This is a genomic window from Anoxybacillus flavithermus, assembly GCF_002742685.1.
GTDB classification, from domain to species: domain Bacteria; phylum Bacillota; class Bacilli; order Bacillales; family Anoxybacillaceae; genus Anoxybacillus; species Anoxybacillus flavithermus_E.
The window spans coordinates 70,490-89,405 of the sequence record NZ_PEDM01000004.1 but is presented as its reverse complement, the minus strand read 5'-3'; the positions used below and the strand labels follow the sequence as shown (position 1 = coordinate 89,405).

Here is an 18,916-nt window from a genome sequence, read left to right as displayed (position 1 = left end):
TTCAGGTGCATTTATAATATAACCCCTTTGTTTCCCATCCTTTATCGTTTCATCGAATCGATTTCATCAATATGAATCGTTTTACGATTGCGGTATAGCGCAATTAAAATGGCTAATCCAACCGCTGCTTCCGCTGCGGCAACAGTAATGGTAAAGAGCGAAAATACTTGACCTGTAATGCCTGGATTTACCCCGTATTTGCTAAATGCAACTAAGTTGACGTTCACGGCATTTAACATAAGTTCGATACAAATCAGCACAATGACTGTATTTCGTTTCGTTAACGCTCCGTACAATCCGATGCAAAACAATAAAAGCGCAAATACGAGATAGGCGGATAACGGTACGCCACTCATTCTCCCGCCTCCTTATCATCTTTTTTCGCTAAAATGACCGCCCCAATTAATGCGACAAGCAACAAAACAGATGCAAGTTCAAACGGAATGACATATTTCGAATACATCGCAATACCGATTTGTTCTGTATTTTTCTCATGGAGCGCAACTGCTTCGCTGCCAAAGTCAAGCGTGCGAATGCCGATATACATGACGGCACCGAAGGCAACCGTCCCAAGCAAAGCAAACGCTTTTCGAAGCGGGCTGCCCGTCGATTGTCCATCATCTTGATGGCGCGTAAGCATAATACCAAATAACATAATGATTGTAATGGCACCCGAATAAATAAGCACTTGAACGGCTGCGACAAATTCAGCCGATAAAAGCACGTAAATGCCGGCGATGCTGACGAACGTAAAGACGAGCGCGACGACCATATGGACGACTTTGTTTAAATTTAACATAAACACGCCGCCGCCAAGCGCAATGAGCGCAAGAACGAAAAACGCAATATATTGTCCACTCATGGCTTATTCACCTTCCGCACGTTCGTATCGTTTTCATCAAGCCACGTTAAATCTTTAAATAATTCATCGCGGCTATATTCCGCTAATTCAAAGTTGTTCGTCATGACAATCGCCTCTGTCGGACATACTTCCGTACATAAATCGCATAAAATACAAATTTCAAAGTTAATGTCATACGTATCAATAATTTTTCCTTTTTTCGTCGGATCCGGATGTTTTTTGCCCGTCAGTTGAATACAGTCGGTCGGGCAAATGTTTGCGCACTGATTACAAACGATACATTTTTCCGGATAAAACTTTTGAATGCCGCGAAAGCGATCCGGAAGCGGAAGCGGTTCATTCGGATAATCGTACGTCACTTTTTCTTTTGTTAAGTTTTTCAGCGTATACGCTAATCCTTTCATTAAACCGAGCATTTCTGCCCACCCACCTTTTTATTTAAAAAAATAGTTGTTTCACAAGAGCTGTGACAAAAATATTGACGAGTGCAACAGGCAATAACACTTTCCAACCAAACTCCATCAATTGATCGGCACGCACACGCGGAAACGTAATGCGAAACCAAATAAATAAGAAGACGACAAGACTAAACTTTAACGCAAACCAAACGGCCCCTGGAATAAAGTCGAGAAACGGAAGCGGATGCCATCCTCCTAAAAAGAGCACCGTCGTTAATGCTGCCATCGCAAAAAAGTACACGTACTCTGCGAGCATAAAAAACGCCCAGCGGAATCCAGAATATTCAACATGGAATCCTGCAACAAGTTCCGATTCAGCTTCCGGTAAGTCAAACGGCGTTCGGTTTAACTCCGCCACAGCGGCAATAAGAAAAACGAGAAAGCCGATCGGCTGTACAACGATAAACCATACATCTTTTTGCGCTTCGACAATGTCGTTTAAGTTTAAGCTTCCCGACAACAAAATGACGCCAATGACAGACATGACAAGCGGCACTTCGTATGAAATCATTTGTGCAGCTGCGCGCATGCCGCCAAGCAGGGCATATTTGTTGTTCGATGCCCATGCGCCTGTCACCACTCCGATTGTCGTTAATCCGGAAACGGCGATGTAATACAATAGCCCGACGCCAATATCAGCAAATTGCAACGCATCGGTAAACGGCAGTGCGGCAAGCACCATAAACGCAGGGGCAAACGCGATGACCGGTGCTAAAATAAACAACGGGCGATCGGCTGCTTTTGGAATCGTATCTTCTTTTAACAATAGCTTTAACACGTCAGCCACCGTTTGCAGCAACCCCCAGCGTCCTCCAACTTGGTTCGGACCGATGCGGCCTTGCATAAATCCCATCACTTTTCGTTCCGCTAAAATGCCATACGTGACAAATCCTAATACAACGAGCAACAGCCCAACGCCAATCGCAAAGAAAATGGCGACATTCGTCCAGCTTGGCGTCGACTGCAAAAGTTGTTCCATCATCATCCATCGACCTCCCCAAGCACGATATCAATCGCGCCAAGTATCGCAATTAAATTCGCGATATTTTCCCCTTTAAGTAGTTTCGGAAGGATTTGCAAATTGTAAAATGACGGTCGACGGAATTTTAAGCGATACGGCTCTTTTTTCCCGTCGCTCGCAATATAACAACCAATTTCCCCACGCGGCGACTCGATGCGTACATACGCTTCGCCCGGTGGCGCTTTAATAATTTTTGGAACCTTCGCCATAATTTCGCCGCCATCCGGAAACTGTTCACACGCTTGCTCAATAATGCGAAGCGATTGCTCAATTTCAGCAAGTCGGCATTCATAGCGCGCAAAACAATCCCCTTCTGTGCGTACAGGAACATCGAAATCAAATCGATCATAAATGGAATACGGTTCGTCTTTTCGTAAATCCCATTTCACACCGGTACAACGCAAATTGACGCCGCTTAACGAATATGCCAACGCCTCTTCTTTCGTGTACTTGCCAACTCCGATGACGCGATTGCGGAAAATTTCATTTCCCGTGACAAGTTCATGGTAGCCTTCGAGCTGTTTGCGCATATATGGAACGAACTGTTTTACTTTATCAATCCATCCATCTGGCGCATCCCATTTCACGCCACCCACACGCATGTAGTTAAACGTTAAGCGCGCACCTGATAGTTCATTTAATAGATTAATAATCATTTCCCGCTCACGAAACGCATATAAAAACGGACTGACTGCACCAATATCAAGCAAATACGTCCCCCACCAAACGAGGTGGCTCGCAATGCGACCGAGCTCCATCGCAAGCACGCGTAAATACTCGGCACGCTCCGGCACTTCAATGCCCATCATCGTTTCTACTGCGTGACAAATGACGTAGTTGTTCGTCATCGCTGATAAATAGTCCATGCGATCAGTGTATGGGATGATTTGTGTATACTGCAAATTTTCTGCGATTTTTTCTGTCCCGCGATGAAGATAACCGATGACAGGAGTCGCTTCCTTAATGATTTCCCCATCGATTTTTAATACGAGACGAAACACGCCGTGTGTGCTCGGATGTTGCGGTCCGACGTTTAAAAGCATCTCCTCTGTTCTCAGCACGCCTTAACCCTCCATATCGTACGGCTCGTAATCTTTCCGAAGCGGATAGCCGACCCAGTTTTCCCCTAAGAAAATGCGAATGAGTTGCGGATGACCTTCAAAACGAATGCCAAGCAAATCATACGCCTCACACTCCGGCCAATTTGCCCCTGGCCAAAGCGGAACGAGCGAGTCAATGACCGGTTGATCGCGATCAATTTTTACTTTCAACGCAACTGATTGGCGATTTTTATACGAATATAAGTGCACATACACTTCCATATGCGTTTGAAAGTCCGTTCCGTGCAATTCTGATAAATAATCAAAACTTAGCTGCTCATTATATTTTAAAAACTCAGCCACTTTAAAATATGTATCTTTTTTGACAACGAGCGTTGGTACATCTTTCGACAACCGATTGATGTAAGCGTTTTCTAATACGTCTTTTCCGAGATGTTCTTCAATCACTTTGACGTATTTGTCGAGATATGGCTGATTTGGTGACGATGTTTCCTCTTTTTCTTCAGCGACATCTGCACTTTTTGCTTTTGCTGCCGCTGCGGCTTTCGCTTTCGCTGCTGCCGCCGCTTTTTTCTTCGCTAATTCTTCTTCGCTTATTTCCCCTGACTCTGCCGCTTTTTGTTTCGCTAGCGCTGCAGCTTTTGCTTTCGCTGCTGCCGCCGCCTTTTTCTTCGCTAATTCTTCTTCGCTTAATTCTCCTGACTCTGCCGCTTTTTGTTTCGCTAGCGCTGCGGCTTTTGCCTTCGCTGCTGCCGCCGCTTTTTTCTTCGCTAATTCTTCTTCGCTTAATTCCCCTGACTCCGCCGCTTTTTGTTTCGCTAGCGCTGCAGCTTTTGCCTTCGCTGCTGCCGCCGCCTTTTTCTTCGCTAATTCTTCTTCGCTTAATTCCCCTGACTCCGCCGCTTTTTTCTTCGCTAGCGCTGCGGCTTTCGCTGCTGCCGCCGCTTTTTTCTTCGCTAGCGCAAGGTCTTCTTCACCTTCGAGCGGAGGCTCAGTTTGTTCCGCTGCTTGCTTCGCCGCAAGTCGCTCTTTCGCTAATTGTTTCGCCCGTTCCGCCGCCTCTTTTTTTAGTTGCTGTAAATCTTTTTCATCCATAACTTACAGCACCTTCTTTCCCGTTTTCGCTTCGTAGCGAATTTTTTCTTTCAGTTTGTTAATGCCATAAATTAATGCAGCTGGATTTGGCGGACAGCCTGGAATATATACGTCAACTGGTACAATTTGATCGACACCTTTGACGACGCAATACGACTTCACATATGGCCCGCCTGCTGTCGCACATGAACCCATCGCAATTACCCACTTCGGCTCAGGCATTTGATCATATAAGCGACGAACAATTGGCGCCATTTTTTTCGTCACCGTTCCTGAGACGATCATGACGTCAGATTGGCGAGGCGACGTGCGGAAAAAAGATCCAAAACGGTCTAAATCGTAATGCGAAGAGCCGACTCCCATCATTTCAATCGCACAACAGGCCAACCCGAACGTAAGTGGCCATAACGAATTGCTGCGCGCCCATGCTTTGAGCTGTTCTAACGTCGTTAAAAAAACGTTGCGACGCATTTCTTCCATTTCTTGATCTGATACGTTCAATAATTTTACATCCATTTTAACACCTTCTTCTTCCAAGCATACACAAGTCCAATCAACAACATGACGACGAAAATAAGCATTTCAATAATGGCAAATGCACCGAGCTTTTCAAACGCCACCGCCCACGGATATAAAAATACAGTCTCTACGTCAAAAATAACGAACAATAACGCAAAAATGTAATACCGTATATTAAACTGCACGCGTGAATCGTGGAACGGATCCAATCCGCTTTCGTACGTTGTTTGTTTCGCTGCATTTGGCGCATGTGGACGAAGAAAACGCCCTGCTGTGAGCGCAACGATTGGAAGTAAAATACCTAAACAAAGAAACACAAAGACGACTACATAACTGTTTACATAAACGTTCAACGATGCCCCACCCCTTTGTGACTTTATACACATTTTTCAAAAACGTCACACTATTAAGACTGTAACCGATAACATTATATCACTTCTTCACATATGTGTCGATAAAACTTGTTCCAAAAATAAACAAAAAGCCCTAAGAGACAATGCTCTTAGGGTTAAAAATTGCGATTTGCCACATTTAAACGGTTAATCGCACGGCGTAAAGCTAATTCCGCCCGTTTATGATCAATATCATCTTGTTTCGCTTGCAAGCGGCGTTCAGCCCGCTCTTTCGCCGCTTTTGCCCGCGCTACATCAATATCTTCTGCGCGTTCTGCTGCTTGCGCTAAAATCGTCACACGATCAGGGCGAACTTCTAAAAAGCCACCGCTCACCGCCACGAGCTCAGTCGCGTTTCCTTTTTTTAAACGAACCGCGCCAATTTCTAGCGGTGCGACCATCGGAATGTGCCCTGGCAACACGCCGAGTTCGCCACTTTGCGCTTTAGCGCTTACCATTTCCACATCCGCTTCATACACTGGGCCGTCCGGAGTTACGACACTGACTTTAATCGTCTTCATGAAAAAATCCTCCTCGGTCCCTTATTAAACTTCTACGCCCATTTTTCTCGCTTTTTCAATTACTTCTTCAATGCGGCCAACTAAGCGGAACGCATCTTCTGGAAGATGATCATATTTTCCTTCCAAAATTTCTTTAAAGCCACGAACTGTTTCTTTTACAGGCACGTATGAACCTGGTTGCCCTGTAAACTGTTCAGCGACGTGGAAGTTTTGTGATAAGAAGAACTGAATGCGACGAGCGCGATGAACGACAAGTTTATCTTCTTCTGAAAGCTCATCCATACCAAGAATGGCGATAATGTCTTGTAATTCTTTATAGCGTTGCAACGTTTGTTGCACTTTGCGCGCCACTTGGTAATGCTCTTCTCCAACAATTTCTGGTGAAAGCGCACGAGATGTCGATGCAAGCGGGTCTACCGCTGGGTAAATACCCATCTCTGATAATTTACGCTCTAAGTTTGTTGTCGCATCTAAGTGTGCGAACGTTGTCGCTGGCGCTGGGTCAGTGTAGTCGTCCGCTGGAACGTAAATCGCTTGGATCGACGTAACCGAACCGACAGCTGTTGATGTAATACGCTCTTGTAATTGACCCATTTCTGTCGCAAGTGTCGGTTGGTAACCTACCGCTGAAGGCATACGTCCTAATAGGGCAGAAACTTCTGAACCTGCTTGCGTGAAACGGAAAATGTTGTCGATGAAGAACAATACGTCTTGTCCTTGCTCATCACGGAAATATTCCGCCATTGTTAATCCTGTTAGCGCAACGCGCATACGTGCTCCAGGTGGCTCGTTCATCTGACCGAATACCATCGCTGTTTTGTTAATAACGCCAGAGTCTTTCATTTCATGGTACAAGTCGTTTCCTTCGCGCGTACGCTCACCAACGCCGGCGAATACGGAAATACCACCGTGCTCTTGCGCGATGTTGTTAATTAACTCTTGGATTAAAACTGTTTTCCCTACGCCGGCACCACCGAACAAACCGATTTTTCCACCTTTAATATAAGGGGCAAGAAGGTCTACAACTTTAATTCCTGTTTCAAGAATTTCAACTTGTGTTGAAAGTTGCTCAAATTTTGGTGCTGGACGGTGAATTGCATCACGACGAGCGTCTGCTGGGATTTCTTCTCCTAAGTCGATTGGCTCACCTAATACGTTAAATACGCGTCCAAGCGTGACTTCACCGACAGGAACAGAAATCGGTGCTCCCGTATCGATAACTTCCATCCCACGCACTAATCCGTCAGTCGTTGACATCGCAATTGTGCGCACTGTGTCGTCCCCAAGGTGAAGGGCTACTTCTAACGTTAAGTCGATATCGACTTCTTTTTCGTTACGCGCTTTATGTTTAATTTTTAGGGCGTTGTAAATCGCAGGTAAGTGTCCGTCTTCGAACTTGACGTCTACGACAGGACCCATAACTTGAATAACGCGTCCTTTTGCCATCGTTTTCCCTCCTAACTAACTGCTTAAGCTATTGCAAGGCGTTCGCTCCGGCCACAATCTCTGTAATTTCTTGCGTAATCGCTGCTTGACGAGCACGGTTGTAAGAAAGCGTAAGCGTCCGAATCAATTCTTTTGCGTTGTCTGTTGCGTTTTTCATCGCTGTCATCCGCGCTGCATGCTCGCTCGCTTTCGCATCGAGCAATGCACCATAAATTAAGCTTTCCGCGTATTGTGGCAACAACACTTCTAAAATTTCTTCTTGTGACGGTTCAAATTCGTAAGCAGTTAACTTTTTATCCGACGCTAAATCAGTTAACGGTAATAACTTTTTCTCCGTCACATCTTGTTGGATGGCGCTGACGAAATGATTGTAAAACATATATAACTCATCGAACGTACCATCTGCGAACATGTTTACTGTTTTGTTCGCAATTTCTTTAATGTCCGCAAACGTCGGTTGATCTGGCAACCCGGTAATATGTAGAGCTACCGGAATATTGCGGCGTTTGAAGAAGTTTAAGCCGACGCGACCGATTGCAATAATTGCATATTCTTCTGTCGAACGGTGACGCTCTTGAATCGTTTGAAAAACGGTACGAAGCACGTTGCTATTGTAGGCGCCAGCTAATCCGCGGTCTGATGTAATAACTAAATATCCCGTCTTTTTTACTGGACGCTTCACAAGCATCGGATGAGAAGCGTCGTTGCTACCAAGCGCAACGCTCGCTACGACCTCTTGAATTTTTTCCATATATGGCGTAAACGATCTTGCATTATGTTCCGCACGGTTTAATTTTGATGCTGAGACCATTTCCATCGCTTTTGTAATTTGGCTCGTCTTTTTTGTCGTGTTAATGCGCGCTTTTATATCGCGTAACGATGCTCCCAAAGGTTTCACCACCTTTTTCGCTCAATTGTTGAAAGGGGACGGAACAGCTTAGCTGTTCCGCTCACTTTTCTTACTCTGATACAACAAACGTCTTTTTGAACGCTTCAATCGCTTTGTTGAAGTCTTCTTCGTTTGGAAGATCGCCTGTTGTGCGAATATGTTCCATCAGTTTTTGACCGTTTTCGTCTTTGTCTAACCATGCATGGAACTCTTTTTCAAAGCGGCGAATGTCTTCTACTGGAATGTCATCTAAAAAGCCGCGTGTTAATGCGTAAATAATCGCTACTTGTTTTTCAACTGGTAGTGGCTCGTGTAAACCTTGTTTCAACACTTCAACTGTGCGCGCACCGCGAGCAAGTTTTGCTTGTGTCGCTTTATCAAGGTCTGAACCGAATTGCGCAAACGCCTCTAACTCACGATATGCCGCTAAGTCAAGACGCAACGTACCTGATACTTTTTTCATCGCTTTAATTTGTGCAGCTCCACCGACGCGCGATACAGAAAGACCGGCGTTAATGGCTGGACGCACGCCCGAGAAGAACAAATCAGACTGCAAGAAAATTTGTCCGTCTGTGATGGAAATAACGTTTGTTGGAATGTATGCTGAAATGTCGCCCGCTTGCGTTTCAACGAACGGCAACGCTGTTAATGACCCTGCACCTTTTGCATCGCTTAATTTCGCTGCGCGCTCAAGCAAACGAGAATGCAAGTAGAATACGTCACCTGGATACGCTTCACGACCTGGCGGACGGCGTAATAATAACGAAAGCTCACGATAAGCTGCCGCTTGTTTCGATAAATCATCATACACAACGAGAACGTGTTGTCCTTTGTACATGAAGTATTCGCCCATCGTTACGCCCGCATATGGTGCTAAGAATAAAAGCGGAGCTGGCTGTGACGCAGACGCTGTAACGACGATTGTGTAATCTAATGCACCGTATTTGCGCAACGTTTCAACGACGTTACGAACGGTTGATTCTTTTTGTCCGATCGCCACATAAATACAAATCATGTTTTTACCTTTTTGGTTAATAATTGTATCTACTGCAACGGACGTTTTTCCTGTTTGACGGTCTCCAATAATTAACTCACGTTGACCGCGACCGATTGGCACAAGCGCGTCAATCGCCTTAATTCCCGTTTGAAGTGGCTCATGGACAGATTTACGGTCCATAACGCCAGGCGCTGGGCTTTCAATTGGACGAGTTTCTGTCGTCTCAATTGGACCAAGTCCGTCAACTGGTTGACCTAATGGATTGACGACACGACCGATTAACGCTTCACCGACTGGCACTTCCATAATGCGGCCTGTACGACGTACTTCATCGCCTTCTTTAATGCCTGTATACGGTCCTAAAATAACGATACCGACATTGTTTTCTTCTAAGTTTAGCGCCAATCCCATGACGCCATTGGCAAACTCAACAAGCTCTCCTGACATAACGTTGTCGAGGCCATGAGCACGAGCGATTCCGTCACCGACTTGAATGACTGTACCGACATCGCTCACTTCGATTTCAGACTGATAGTTTTCAATTTGCTTTTTTATCAGCGCGCTAATTTCTTCCGCTTTGATGCTCATGCATTTCACCCCTATCTATAAAGTTAGCGAGTTAACTGTCGCTGTAATCTTGCTAATTTTCCGCTGACGCTTCCGTCGAAAATGCGGTTTCCGATGCGCACTTTGACGCCGCCGATCACATCTTTATCGACGATGTTTGTGATGCGAAGCGTATCGACGCCGACTTTTTTCGCAAACACATCTGCAAGCGCATTCGTTTCATCTTCCGTTAACGGACGAGCGGAATAAACGATCGCCTCAGCTACACCGCGCGCCTCATTTGCTAGCGCAATAAACGCATCGGCTAAATCGCTGACGATATCGATGCGATGACGATCTAAAAGCAACATGAGCGTATGTTGCAATACCGTCGAAATGTTTGCAAATGCTTCTTGAACGAGCGCTTTCTTTTTCGTTAGCGCAATTTTTGGATGGTTTAGCACAGAAAGAAGCGCTTCATTTTGTGCAAACATTTGTTTGACGACGCGAAGTTCTTGTTCGAGCTGATCAAGAAGCTGCTGTTCTTTCGCAATTTCAAAAAGTGCCGACGCATATCGTTTCGCTACGACTTGTTTGTTCATCGGCTTTCTCCTACCTCTTGAATGTACTCGCTAATCAGCTTCGCTTGATCTTGTTCGCTCAACTCTTTTTCAATGACTTTTGATGCAATAAGTACAGATAAAGAAGCCACTTGTTGACGCAACGCTACCATCGCTTGTTCTTTTTCTTGTGCGATTTCCTTTTTCGCTGCCTCTTTTAAGCGCTCTGCTTCTTGACGAGCGGCTTGAATGATTTGTTCTTTTTGCTCTTCGCCAAGCTTGCGAGCTTCTTCGATCAGCGCTTGCGCCTCTTGGCGTGATTTTTTCATTAATTCACGTTGCTCTTCCGCAAGCTTTTTCGCTTCTTGATGATGTTTTTCTGCTTGCTCAATTTCGTTCGCAATATGCTCTTCGCGCTGTTTCATGACGCCCATTAATGGACCGAACGCATATTTGCGAAGCAAAAACATAAGCAATAAGAACATGACTAATTGGAATGCGATATCGCCGCCGTTGAACCCATGTCCACCAGCGCCTAATACAAACATGTTTACCACCGCGCGTTTCACTCCCTTCAAAAATCGCCCGAATACTAGTCGGAACGTGTGCGTACGAACATAAAGGAATGGCGAAGGTTCTCATGGAATGATCTTCGCCATTGTTGAACGAGTTTCGTTTCCGTATGCAGTTATAGCTCGTTTCGAACGAGCGCTCAGTTCTAGCGACCTTGAACCATGAACGCGATAACGACCGCGATGATCGGAATCGCTTCGACTAACGCTACCCCGATAAACATTGTTGTTTGTAACATACCGCGCGCCTCTGGTTGACGTGCAATTCCCTCTACTGTACGAGATACGATCAAACCGTTACCAATACCAGCACCAAGTGCCGCTAAACCAATTGCAATTGCAGCTGCTAATACACCCATTTGAAAAGTCCTCCTTCAATTTTTTATGTTGAAATGAATGTGTATGAAAATTAATGGTCATGACTCACTTTGTGCGCCATATAAACCATTGTTAACATCGTGAAAATGAACGCTTGGATCGCGCCGACGAAAATACTAAATCCTTGCCATGCGATCGTCGGAATGATCGCCGCAATCGTTCCGCCGACTCCTGTCGCTAAACTTCCCGCCAAGAGCGCTAACAAAATTTCACCTGCAAAAATGTTTCCGTATAGACGGAGACCGAGCGTTAATGTGTTCGCAAACTCTTCAATAATTTTTAGCGGGAATAAAATTGGCATCGGGCTAACGAACCCTTTCGCATATTCTTTAAATCCGTTAAGCTTAATGCCGTAGTAATGCGATAACGCCACAACCATCGTTGCCAACGTCAACGTCACAACCGGGTCAGCTGTTGGGGATTTCCACCACAACTTGTTGTCAATGACGACTGAAAATGGTAGACCGAGCATGTTCGCTACAAAAATGTACATAATGAGCGTCATGCCAAGCATATGAAAGCGTCCACCCGTTTTCCAATCCATGTTGCTTTTAATAATGCCTTTGACAAAATCCATAACCCATTCAAGGAAGTTTTGCATTCCCGTTGGCTTCATCGCTAAGTTGCGCGTTGCTAATACGGCAATGACAAACACAATGACGGATGTAACCGTAATCATTAATACGTTGGCTAAGTTAAATGTTAAGCCAAACAACGTGTATAAAGGAGCTTCGTGATGCATCTGTACTCACCTCTCTTCCCCTTTTGTTTTTTGGAAAAAGAAATCTATTATAATGACAATATAAGATGTCATTAATCCCAATACGATCCATCCAACAGAAAACTGCTCTGGCCAGCGAAAAGCAATGAAAACAGCTAACGCAGCCGCAGCCATGCGCGACATCATACCAAGCGAGCGCGCTTTTTGTCCAGACGCAACCGCTTGTCCAAATCGCTCCACTTTTCGCACCATCGTCCAACCGTTATATAGGCTGATGACCGTTCCGAGAAACAAACTTGAAAACGCTTGCGAATAAGGTGTAAATGCCCAACCAAGCACGTAAACCGCCAGCAAATATAGTATGTATGATTTGTGACGCCGCCAATGTTGCTGTAGCTCGTTCATTTTTCCTCTCCTGAAAAAAATGACCGAATGAGGCGAATCATTGCATAAACACCAGCCGCCAAGCCAAGAAGTAAACCAACGATTAAAAAAAGGGGCTCGGTGCCAAATCGTTCGTCGACAAAACGCCCCCCAAAAATCCCAACTAAGACAGACCCGACAAGCTGGGAAGAGATGGCCGTCATCAAACCGATCGCCCGAAACGGATGGCGCTCATGCTGTCGCATACGAAAGCCTCACTTTTCATTTTCAGAATTTACTGTATTTTTAAAAAGGTTATCCTTATCCCTTTGTAAGCATACAATAGTGAAAACGCGATGTCAATGCGTTCGGTCACAAAAAGAGGGAAAATTTTTGGTAAGAAAAAGGGATGCGTCATCACATCCCTTTCTCGTGCTGAAATGGCGTTGGCGGAACATCGCTTTGCTTGAAATAGTAGCGAATCGCTTCGACAATCCGCTTCGATGCCCACCCATCACCGTACGGATTTGATGCTTTTGCCATTTGCTCGTACGCTTTTTCGTCTGTTAATAGTTCACTTGCTAGCGTGTAAATCGTTTGTTCATCCGTTCCAGCTAACTTGAGCGTTCCTGCTTCAATCCCTTCCGGACGCTCAGTCGTATCACGCAACACGAGGACAGGCACACCGAGTGAAGGGGCTTCTTCTTGCACACCGCCTGAATCCGTTAAAATGATGTGCGCTCTTGCTGCAAAGTTATGGAAGTCAATCACATCTAACGGCTCAATTAAATGAATGCGCGCATCATTTCCTAATATGTCGTTCGCCAACTCGCGCACGACAGGGTTTAAATGAACAGGATACACGACTTGCACATCATCATAATCTTCTACAAGCCTTTTGACCGCACGGAACATATTTCGCATCGGCTCGCCAAGGTTTTCACGACGATGCGCGGTCAATAAAATCATGCGGCTTCCTGCTACCTTTTCTAAAATCGGATGCGTATACGTCTCGCGCACCGTTGTTTTTAACGCATCGATCGCTGTGTTGCCTGTAATGAAAATGGCGTGCTCTGGCTTGTTTTCTGCACGTAAATTTTCGGCTGCTTTTGCGGTCGGGGCAAAATGCAAGTCAGCTAATACCCCCGTCAATTGTCGGTTCATTTCTTCCGGAAATGGCGAGTACTTATTCCACGTTCGAAGTCCTGCTTCCACGTGCCCGACGGCAATTTGGTTGTAAAATGCCGCCAGACTAGCGACAAACGTCGTTGTTGTGTCGCCATGAACGAGCACGATGTCTGGTTTTACTTTTTTCATGACATCGTCTAAGCCAGCGAGCGCCCTTGTCGTAATATCGACAAGCGTTTGACGCTCTTTCATAATATTTAAATCATAGTGCGGCTGAATGCCAAAAATATCAAGCACTTGATCAAGCATTTGGCGATGTTGTGCTGTCACAGTCACAATCGATTCAATGTCTTCGTACTTTTGCAACTCTAAAACGAGCGGAGCCATTTTGATCGCTTCCGGTCTCGTCCCGAAAATGGTCATGACTTTTCGTTTGTTCATCACGCCCACCTTACTTCGTTCCGAATAGACGGTCGCCAGCATCGCCAAGACCTGGGACGATATAGCCGTGATCGTTCAATTTTTCATCTAATGCGGCAATGTAAATGTCGACATCTGGATGCGCTTGTTGCACTGCTTCTACTCCTTCTGGTGCAGCGATTAAACACATAAACTTAATATTTTTTGCGCCACGTTTTTTCAACGCATGAATGGCTTCCACAGCGGATCCACCTGTCGCAAGCATCGGATCGACGACAATGAAGTCGCGCTCTTCGACATCTGTCGGAAGCTTTACATAATATTCAACAGGTTTTAACGTCTCTGGGTCGCGATATAAACCGATATGTCCAACTTTCGCCGCTGGAATAAGCTTTAAAATGCCATCGACCATTCCGATTCCTGCCCGTAAAATCGGGATAATGCCTAGTTTTTTACCTGCGATCACTTTCGCTTTCGCTTTGCTGACAGGCGTTTCGATTTCAACTTCTTGAAGCGGCAAATCACGTGTAATTTCAAATGCCATGAGCGTCGCTACTTCTTCGACAAGCTCACGGAACTCTTTTGTTCCTGTATGTTTGTCGCGAATGTATGTAAGCTTATGTTGAATTAACGGATGATCAAATACGTACACTTTACTCATGTCAATCGCTCCTTTTTCATATGCATTCTTGTAAATTTTACATAAAAACAGACGATGATTCAACCGAAGAAAAGGTGCCCCAGTCGGGACACCTGTCGTTATACGTACAATGGGAATTTTTCTGTTAATGCTGCAACGCGACGGCGCGCTTCGTCTAATTTTTGTTCATCGTCTTTATGTTTAAGCGCAATGGAAATGATGCGCGCAATTTCGTCCATTTCCTCAAGCCCAAAGCCGCGGCTTGTTACGGCCGCTGTCCCAATGCGAATGCCGCTTGTGACAAACGGGCTTTCCGGATCATACGGAATCGTATTTTTATTGACCGTAATACCGATCTCATCAAGCACTTTTTCAGCCACTTTTCCTGTTAATCCGATGGAGCGAAGGTCAATTAACAATAAATGGTTGTCTGTTCCACCAGAAACAAGTTTAAACCCTTCTGAAACTAGCGCTTCCGCTAAACGTTTCGCGTTGTTCACAATGTTTTGCGCATATGTTTTGAAATCATCTTGCAACGCCTCTCCGAGCGCAACAGCTTTGGCAGCGATGACATGCATGAGCGGACCGCCTTGAATGCCTGGGAAAATCGCTTTATCAATTTGTTTGGCAAATTGCTCTTGGCATAAAATCATGCCTCCGCGTGGACCGCGCAACGTTTTATGCGTTGTTGTCGTCACAAAATGAGCATATGGAACAGGATTTGGATGCAACCCTGCCGCAACAAGCCCAGCGATATGTGCCATATCGACCATGAAATAAGCGCCTACTTCATCGGCAATTTCACGAAACTTCGCAAAGTCAATCGTGCGAGGATATGCGCTTGCCCCAGCAACGATCAATTTCGGTTTATGTTTTAATGCTTTTTCACGAACGTCATCGTAGTTAATGCGATGCGTTTCTGGATCGACGCCATACTCAATAAAATTGTATTGTATACCGCTAAAGTTAACCGGGCTTCCGTGCGTCAAATGCCCTCCGTGTGATAAATTCATGCCAAGTACAGTATCCCCATGCTGTAAAATGGTGAAATATACCGCCATGTTCGCTTGTGCCCCAGAGTGCGGCTGAACATTTGCATGCTCCGCTCCGAACAATTGTTTTGCACGCTCACGCGCAAGCTCTTCAACGACGTCAACATGTTCACAACCACCGTAATAGCGACGTCCCGGGTATCCTTCTGCATATTTGTTCGTTAATACCGACCCTTGCGCTTCCATGACCGCTTCGCTAACGAAGTTTTCTGATGCAATTAATTCAATTTTCGTTTGTTGTCGTTTTAATTCATCTTGAATAGCTTGAAATACTTGCGGATCTTGCTGTGACAAGCGACTCATTGACAATCCTCCCCTAAAGTGTGAATATTCTTTTTTATCTTAACACATTTTCAAATGAAAAAGTGAACAAATTTAACCGATTGAACATGATTTGTTCGCCTTTTCTTGTGAATAAACGGCGCGCTCACCCCCGATCAGTTTCGGTCGTGTTTTCGCAAATGTGAGCGTCGCATGTCCAATTTGTTTGATCGATGTTCGCACAGGAACCGCAACATGCTTTAAATGCATGCCAATTAATGTAGCGCCGATATCAATACCAGCATCTGCACGAATATGTTCAACGACGACAGGGTCATCTAGCTGTGTATATGCATATGCCGCCATTGCGCCACCTGCGTTGCGAACAGGGATGACGGTCACCATTTCAAGCTGCTTTGTTACGGCAGTTTGACGTTCTACAACTAATGCGCGGTTTAAATGTTCACAACATTGAAACGCAAGCTGCACCCGTGTTTCATCACGCCATCGTTTTAATTCTTGAAACAACATCGCGGCAACGTCCATCGTACCTGCTGTTCCGATTTTTTCCCCAATGACTTCACTTGTGCTACATCCAATGACGACAACATCTTTATCCGTTAGCGGCACTTGTGCACGAAACTCAGCTAGCGCCGTTTGCCATTCATTGCGCCATCGTTCCATGTCCGTCACGATACTCCCACCTTTATTGCTCGTTTTCATAAGCAGAAATTTTTTGAATGCGTTTTTCGTGACGGCCTCCTTCAAATGGAGTCGTCAACCATACTTTTGCAATTTCTCGCGCCAATCCTGGTCCGATGACGCGCTCTCCCATCGCTAATATATTGCTGTCGTTATGCTCGCGCGTCGCTTTTGCACTAAATACGTCATGAACGAGGGCACAACGAATGCCTTTCACTTTGTTTGCTGCGATGCTCATGCCGATTCCTGTTCCGCAAATTAAAATCCCGCGGTCAAATTCACCGCTCGCCACTTTTTGTGCAACTGGCAGAGCATAATCTGGATAATCGACCGATGTTTCACACTCACACCCAAAGTCTGTATATTCAATCCCCATTTCATCCATGAGTTTTTTCATTTCCTCACGAATTCGAATGCCACCATGGTCTGATGCAATGGCTACTTTCACGTTTAAACCCCTCCTTATCGTTATAAAGAAAAAGCCGTCTCTTTTCATTTTAACGGGTCGAGACGGTCTTTTCATCATTTATTATGCTTACAAACGAAAACGGGCAATCGTTTGTTTTAATTTTTCTGCTTGCTCACCAAGTTCTGTCGCTAGCTCGCGCATGCTTTCAATGACCGCTGTTTGCTCTTGTGTCGCCGCTGTCACTTCTTCAGCACCGGCCGACGTTTGTTCGGCAATCGCCGCAACTTCTTGCGATTGAACAGATGTTTGTTGAATGTATTTCATTTGTTCATCGACAAGTTGGGCGATTTGTTTCACCGCATCTGCCACTTCATGAATCGATGCGCTCATATGCGAAATTGCTTCGTTTGTTTCATTTCCTTTTTTCGCTTCGTCATTTGCTTTGTTCACTTGTTCCGTAATTTGGTTAACGACGTTGGCTACTTCATGTTGAATGTTTTGAACGAGCTCTGAAATGCCTTGTACTGCTTTAGCACTTTCATCTGCTAGCTTTCTTACTTCTTCTGCAACGACAGCAAAACCTTTCCCGTGTTCACCAGCACGCGCTGCCTCAATTGAAGCATTTAACGCTAATAAATTCGTCTGCCCTGCAATATCTCCAACGAGCGAAATAATTTGCCCGACTTCTTTCGCATGATCTTCTAAACGCCGCACAACATGTAATGACGCTTCGTTGTTTTTCGCTAATTGTTGAATGCCTGCAATGAGTGAACCGATGACGCGACGGCTTTGTTCAAGCGTTTCGACCATATCCGTCGATAACTTTTCAGACTGCATCGCTTTTTGTTGTACATTTCCTGCGATCGCCAACACATCTTCCACCGCTTCTGCCGTTGTCTGCATCGCAACCGCTGAATTGTCCGCTCCTTTTGAAATTTCATCAATCGTGCGCGCAATGTTTTCCGCTTGTTCCGCAGCGACGCGAGACACGTTTGTCATCTCTGCTACTTTTTCATTCGTATGCGCAAAATTTTGTTGAATGTTGTACACCATATCACGTAAATTACTTAACATCGTATTAAACGCAATCGCAAGCGAACGAATTTCATCATCTGACTTTGGCACAGGTACATCTTGTCCAATTTCACCTTCTGCTGCTTTTAATGCGGCCTGTTCAAGTTGAGAAAGCGGTTTCGTAATAAAACGCGCCGCATAATATGCCAATACACCAGACCAAAAAATACCGAGTAATAGCGTCAAAATAGTAAACATATTTTTACTAAACGGAAGCCATGTTTTAACATAGTCATAAAGCACATAAATATAAAAGGCGCTCGTCGAATACGTAATAATTGCTAATACGGTTGTAAAAATGGCTAGCTTTTTTTGTAAGCTAAATGTATATTTTCCCCCCATCATATATCCCCCCTGCTTTATAGCTTTTCATGTAGCTTTTCGATTGCTTGTTCGAGCTCATCGCGCGTTTGGCGATACACATCAATTGCGCCACCAAATGGATCGATAACGTCTTTATTGTCACCAAGAAATTCGTTTAACGTAAACGTCTTTCCTTCTGCTTCTGGAAAACGCGCTAACACATGTTGCTTGTGACTTTCGGTCATCGTTAATACGTATGTCGCCCAGTCAATATGTTCTTTCGTTAACAACGCAGCGCGATGATCAATATGGATCCCTTTTTCAGCGAGCACCGCTTTCGCATGTTGTGACGCGTCGCTCCCATCAAACGCAAAAACGCCAGCTGACTTCACTTGTACGTGCGGCAGTTGTTTATGTTTGAGTAGCGCCTCCGCCATCGGACTTCGACACGTATTTCCTGTGCATACAAACAAAACGTTCGTTTCACTCACCATTCACACCTCTCATCATTTCCCACATGTTTACT

The 18,916-nt window shown here is 45.1% G+C and carries 25 protein-coding genes; all 25 read right to left on the bottom strand.

Annotated features, from left to right (window positions below):
* Positions 1–41: 41 nt before the first annotated feature.
* On the bottom strand, positions 42–356 hold the full coding sequence (gene nuoK, locus CS060_RS03930; protein WP_035050201.1) for an NADH-quinone oxidoreductase subunit NuoK: 315 nt from the start codon (positions 354–356) through the stop codon (positions 42–44).
* Entirely contained in the window at positions 353–862 is a 510-nt protein-coding gene (locus tag CS060_RS03925; RefSeq protein ID WP_035050198.1) for an NADH-quinone oxidoreductase subunit J, read from the bottom strand. Before CS060_RS03925 ends, nuoK begins: the two co-directional genes overlap by 4 nt.
* Positions 859–1,278, bottom strand: coding sequence for an NADH-quinone oxidoreductase subunit NuoI (gene nuoI / locus CS060_RS03920; protein ID WP_003396988.1), 420 nt, complete (start codon positions 1,276–1,278; stop codon positions 859–861). The genes CS060_RS03925 and nuoI overlap by 4 nt, the downstream gene beginning before the upstream one ends.
* A gap of 22 nt (positions 1,279–1,300) precedes the next feature.
* On the bottom strand, positions 1,301–2,302 hold the full coding sequence (gene nuoH, locus CS060_RS03915) for an NADH-quinone oxidoreductase subunit NuoH (protein ID WP_026011867.1): 1,002 nt from the start codon (positions 2,300–2,302) through the stop codon (positions 1,301–1,303).
* A complete protein-coding gene (locus CS060_RS03910; RefSeq protein WP_004892993.1) occupies positions 2,302–3,402 on the bottom strand; it encodes an NADH-quinone oxidoreductase subunit D in 1,101 nt (366 codons plus the stop codon). The genes nuoH and CS060_RS03910 overlap by 1 nt, the downstream gene beginning before the upstream one ends.
* A gap of 3 nt (positions 3,403–3,405) precedes the next feature.
* Complete coding sequence (locus tag CS060_RS03905; RefSeq protein WP_099668700.1) at positions 3,406–4,497, bottom strand: NADH-quinone oxidoreductase subunit C; 1,092 nt, start codon at positions 4,495–4,497, stop codon at positions 3,406–3,408.
* A gap of 3 nt (positions 4,498–4,500) precedes the next feature.
* Positions 4,501–5,013 carry a NuoB/complex I 20 kDa subunit family protein gene (locus CS060_RS03900; RefSeq protein WP_006319894.1) on the bottom strand — a complete coding sequence of 171 codons (513 nt, stop codon included), beginning with the start codon at positions 5,011–5,013 and terminating at the stop codon, positions 4,501–4,503.
* Positions 5,004–5,402: an NADH-quinone oxidoreductase subunit A gene (locus tag CS060_RS03895; protein WP_035049392.1), complete on the bottom strand. Its 399-nt coding sequence runs from the start codon at positions 5,400–5,402 to the stop codon at positions 5,004–5,006. The genes CS060_RS03900 and CS060_RS03895 overlap by 10 nt, the downstream gene beginning before the upstream one ends.
* Positions 5,403–5,524: 122 nt before the next feature.
* The gene (locus CS060_RS03890; protein WP_035049390.1) at positions 5,525–5,929 is read right to left on the bottom strand and encodes a F0F1 ATP synthase subunit epsilon; all 405 of its coding nucleotides are present in this window, start codon (positions 5,927–5,929) and stop codon (positions 5,525–5,527) included.
* Positions 5,930–5,953: 24 nt separating this feature from the next.
* Positions 5,954–7,375: a F0F1 ATP synthase subunit beta gene (gene atpD, locus CS060_RS03885; protein ID WP_004893005.1), complete on the bottom strand. Its 1,422-nt coding sequence runs from the start codon at positions 7,373–7,375 to the stop codon at positions 5,954–5,956.
* Positions 7,376–7,403: 28 nt separating this feature from the next.
* Positions 7,404–8,264, bottom strand: a complete 861-nt coding sequence (locus CS060_RS03880; RefSeq protein ID WP_035049388.1) for a F0F1 ATP synthase subunit gamma — start codon at positions 8,262–8,264, stop codon at positions 7,404–7,406.
* Between the two features lie 70 nt (positions 8,265–8,334).
* Positions 8,335–9,849: a F0F1 ATP synthase subunit alpha gene (gene atpA, locus CS060_RS03875; protein ID WP_009360961.1), complete on the bottom strand. Its 1,515-nt coding sequence runs from the start codon at positions 9,847–9,849 to the stop codon at positions 8,335–8,337.
* Between the two features lie 23 nt (positions 9,850–9,872).
* Positions 9,873–10,409, bottom strand: coding sequence for a F0F1 ATP synthase subunit delta (locus tag CS060_RS03870; RefSeq protein ID WP_035049386.1), 537 nt, complete (start codon positions 10,407–10,409; stop codon positions 9,873–9,875).
* Entirely contained in the window at positions 10,406–10,915 is a 510-nt protein-coding gene (gene atpF / locus CS060_RS03865) for a F0F1 ATP synthase subunit B (protein ID WP_035049400.1), read from the bottom strand. Before atpF ends, CS060_RS03870 begins: the two co-directional genes overlap by 4 nt.
* Before the next feature lie 170 nt (positions 10,916–11,085).
* A complete protein-coding gene (gene atpE / locus CS060_RS03860; RefSeq protein ID WP_003253662.1) occupies positions 11,086–11,298 on the bottom strand; it encodes a F0F1 ATP synthase subunit C in 213 nt (70 codons plus the stop codon).
* Positions 11,299–11,348: 50 nt separating this feature from the next.
* A complete protein-coding gene (atpB, locus tag CS060_RS03855) occupies positions 11,349–12,059 on the bottom strand; it encodes a F0F1 ATP synthase subunit A (protein ID WP_006319877.1) in 711 nt (236 codons plus the stop codon).
* A gap of 6 nt (positions 12,060–12,065) precedes the next feature.
* Positions 12,066–12,443 carry an ATP synthase subunit I gene (locus tag CS060_RS03850; RefSeq protein ID WP_035049384.1) on the bottom strand — a complete coding sequence of 126 codons (378 nt, stop codon included), beginning with the start codon at positions 12,441–12,443 and terminating at the stop codon, positions 12,066–12,068.
* Positions 12,440–12,667 (bottom strand): AtpZ/AtpI family protein, encoded by a 228-nt coding sequence (locus CS060_RS03845; protein WP_035049382.1) that lies wholly within the window; start codon positions 12,665–12,667, stop codon positions 12,440–12,442. Before CS060_RS03845 ends, CS060_RS03850 begins: the two co-directional genes overlap by 4 nt.
* Positions 12,668–12,818: 151 nt before the next feature.
* Positions 12,819–13,970: a non-hydrolyzing UDP-N-acetylglucosamine 2-epimerase gene (wecB, locus tag CS060_RS03840; RefSeq protein WP_035049397.1), complete on the bottom strand. Its 1,152-nt coding sequence runs from the start codon at positions 13,968–13,970 to the stop codon at positions 12,819–12,821.
* A gap of 10 nt (positions 13,971–13,980) precedes the next feature.
* The gene (gene upp / locus CS060_RS03835; protein WP_009360966.1) at positions 13,981–14,610 is read right to left on the bottom strand and encodes a uracil phosphoribosyltransferase; all 630 of its coding nucleotides are present in this window, start codon (positions 14,608–14,610) and stop codon (positions 13,981–13,983) included.
* Positions 14,611–14,708: 98 nt separating this feature from the next.
* Positions 14,709–15,944 carry a serine hydroxymethyltransferase gene (gene glyA / locus CS060_RS03830; protein WP_035049380.1) on the bottom strand — a complete coding sequence of 412 codons (1,236 nt, stop codon included), beginning with the start codon at positions 15,942–15,944 and terminating at the stop codon, positions 14,709–14,711.
* 72 nt (positions 15,945–16,016) lie between these two features.
* Complete coding sequence (locus CS060_RS03825) at positions 16,017–16,586, bottom strand: TIGR01440 family protein (protein WP_231563670.1); 570 nt, start codon at positions 16,584–16,586, stop codon at positions 16,017–16,019.
* Positions 16,587–16,608: 22 nt separating this feature from the next.
* Positions 16,609–17,052, bottom strand: a complete 444-nt coding sequence (gene rpiB / locus CS060_RS03820; RefSeq protein ID WP_035049378.1) for a ribose 5-phosphate isomerase B — start codon at positions 17,050–17,052, stop codon at positions 16,609–16,611.
* Between the two features lie 87 nt (positions 17,053–17,139).
* Complete coding sequence (locus CS060_RS03815) at positions 17,140–18,429, bottom strand: methyl-accepting chemotaxis protein (RefSeq protein ID WP_369795737.1); 1,290 nt, start codon at positions 18,427–18,429, stop codon at positions 17,140–17,142.
* A 17-nt stretch (positions 18,430–18,446) separates the two neighbouring features.
* On the bottom strand, positions 18,447–18,884 hold the full coding sequence (locus CS060_RS03810; RefSeq protein WP_035049374.1) for a low molecular weight protein arginine phosphatase: 438 nt from the start codon (positions 18,882–18,884) through the stop codon (positions 18,447–18,449).
* Between the last annotated feature and the right edge of the window lie 32 nt (positions 18,885–18,916).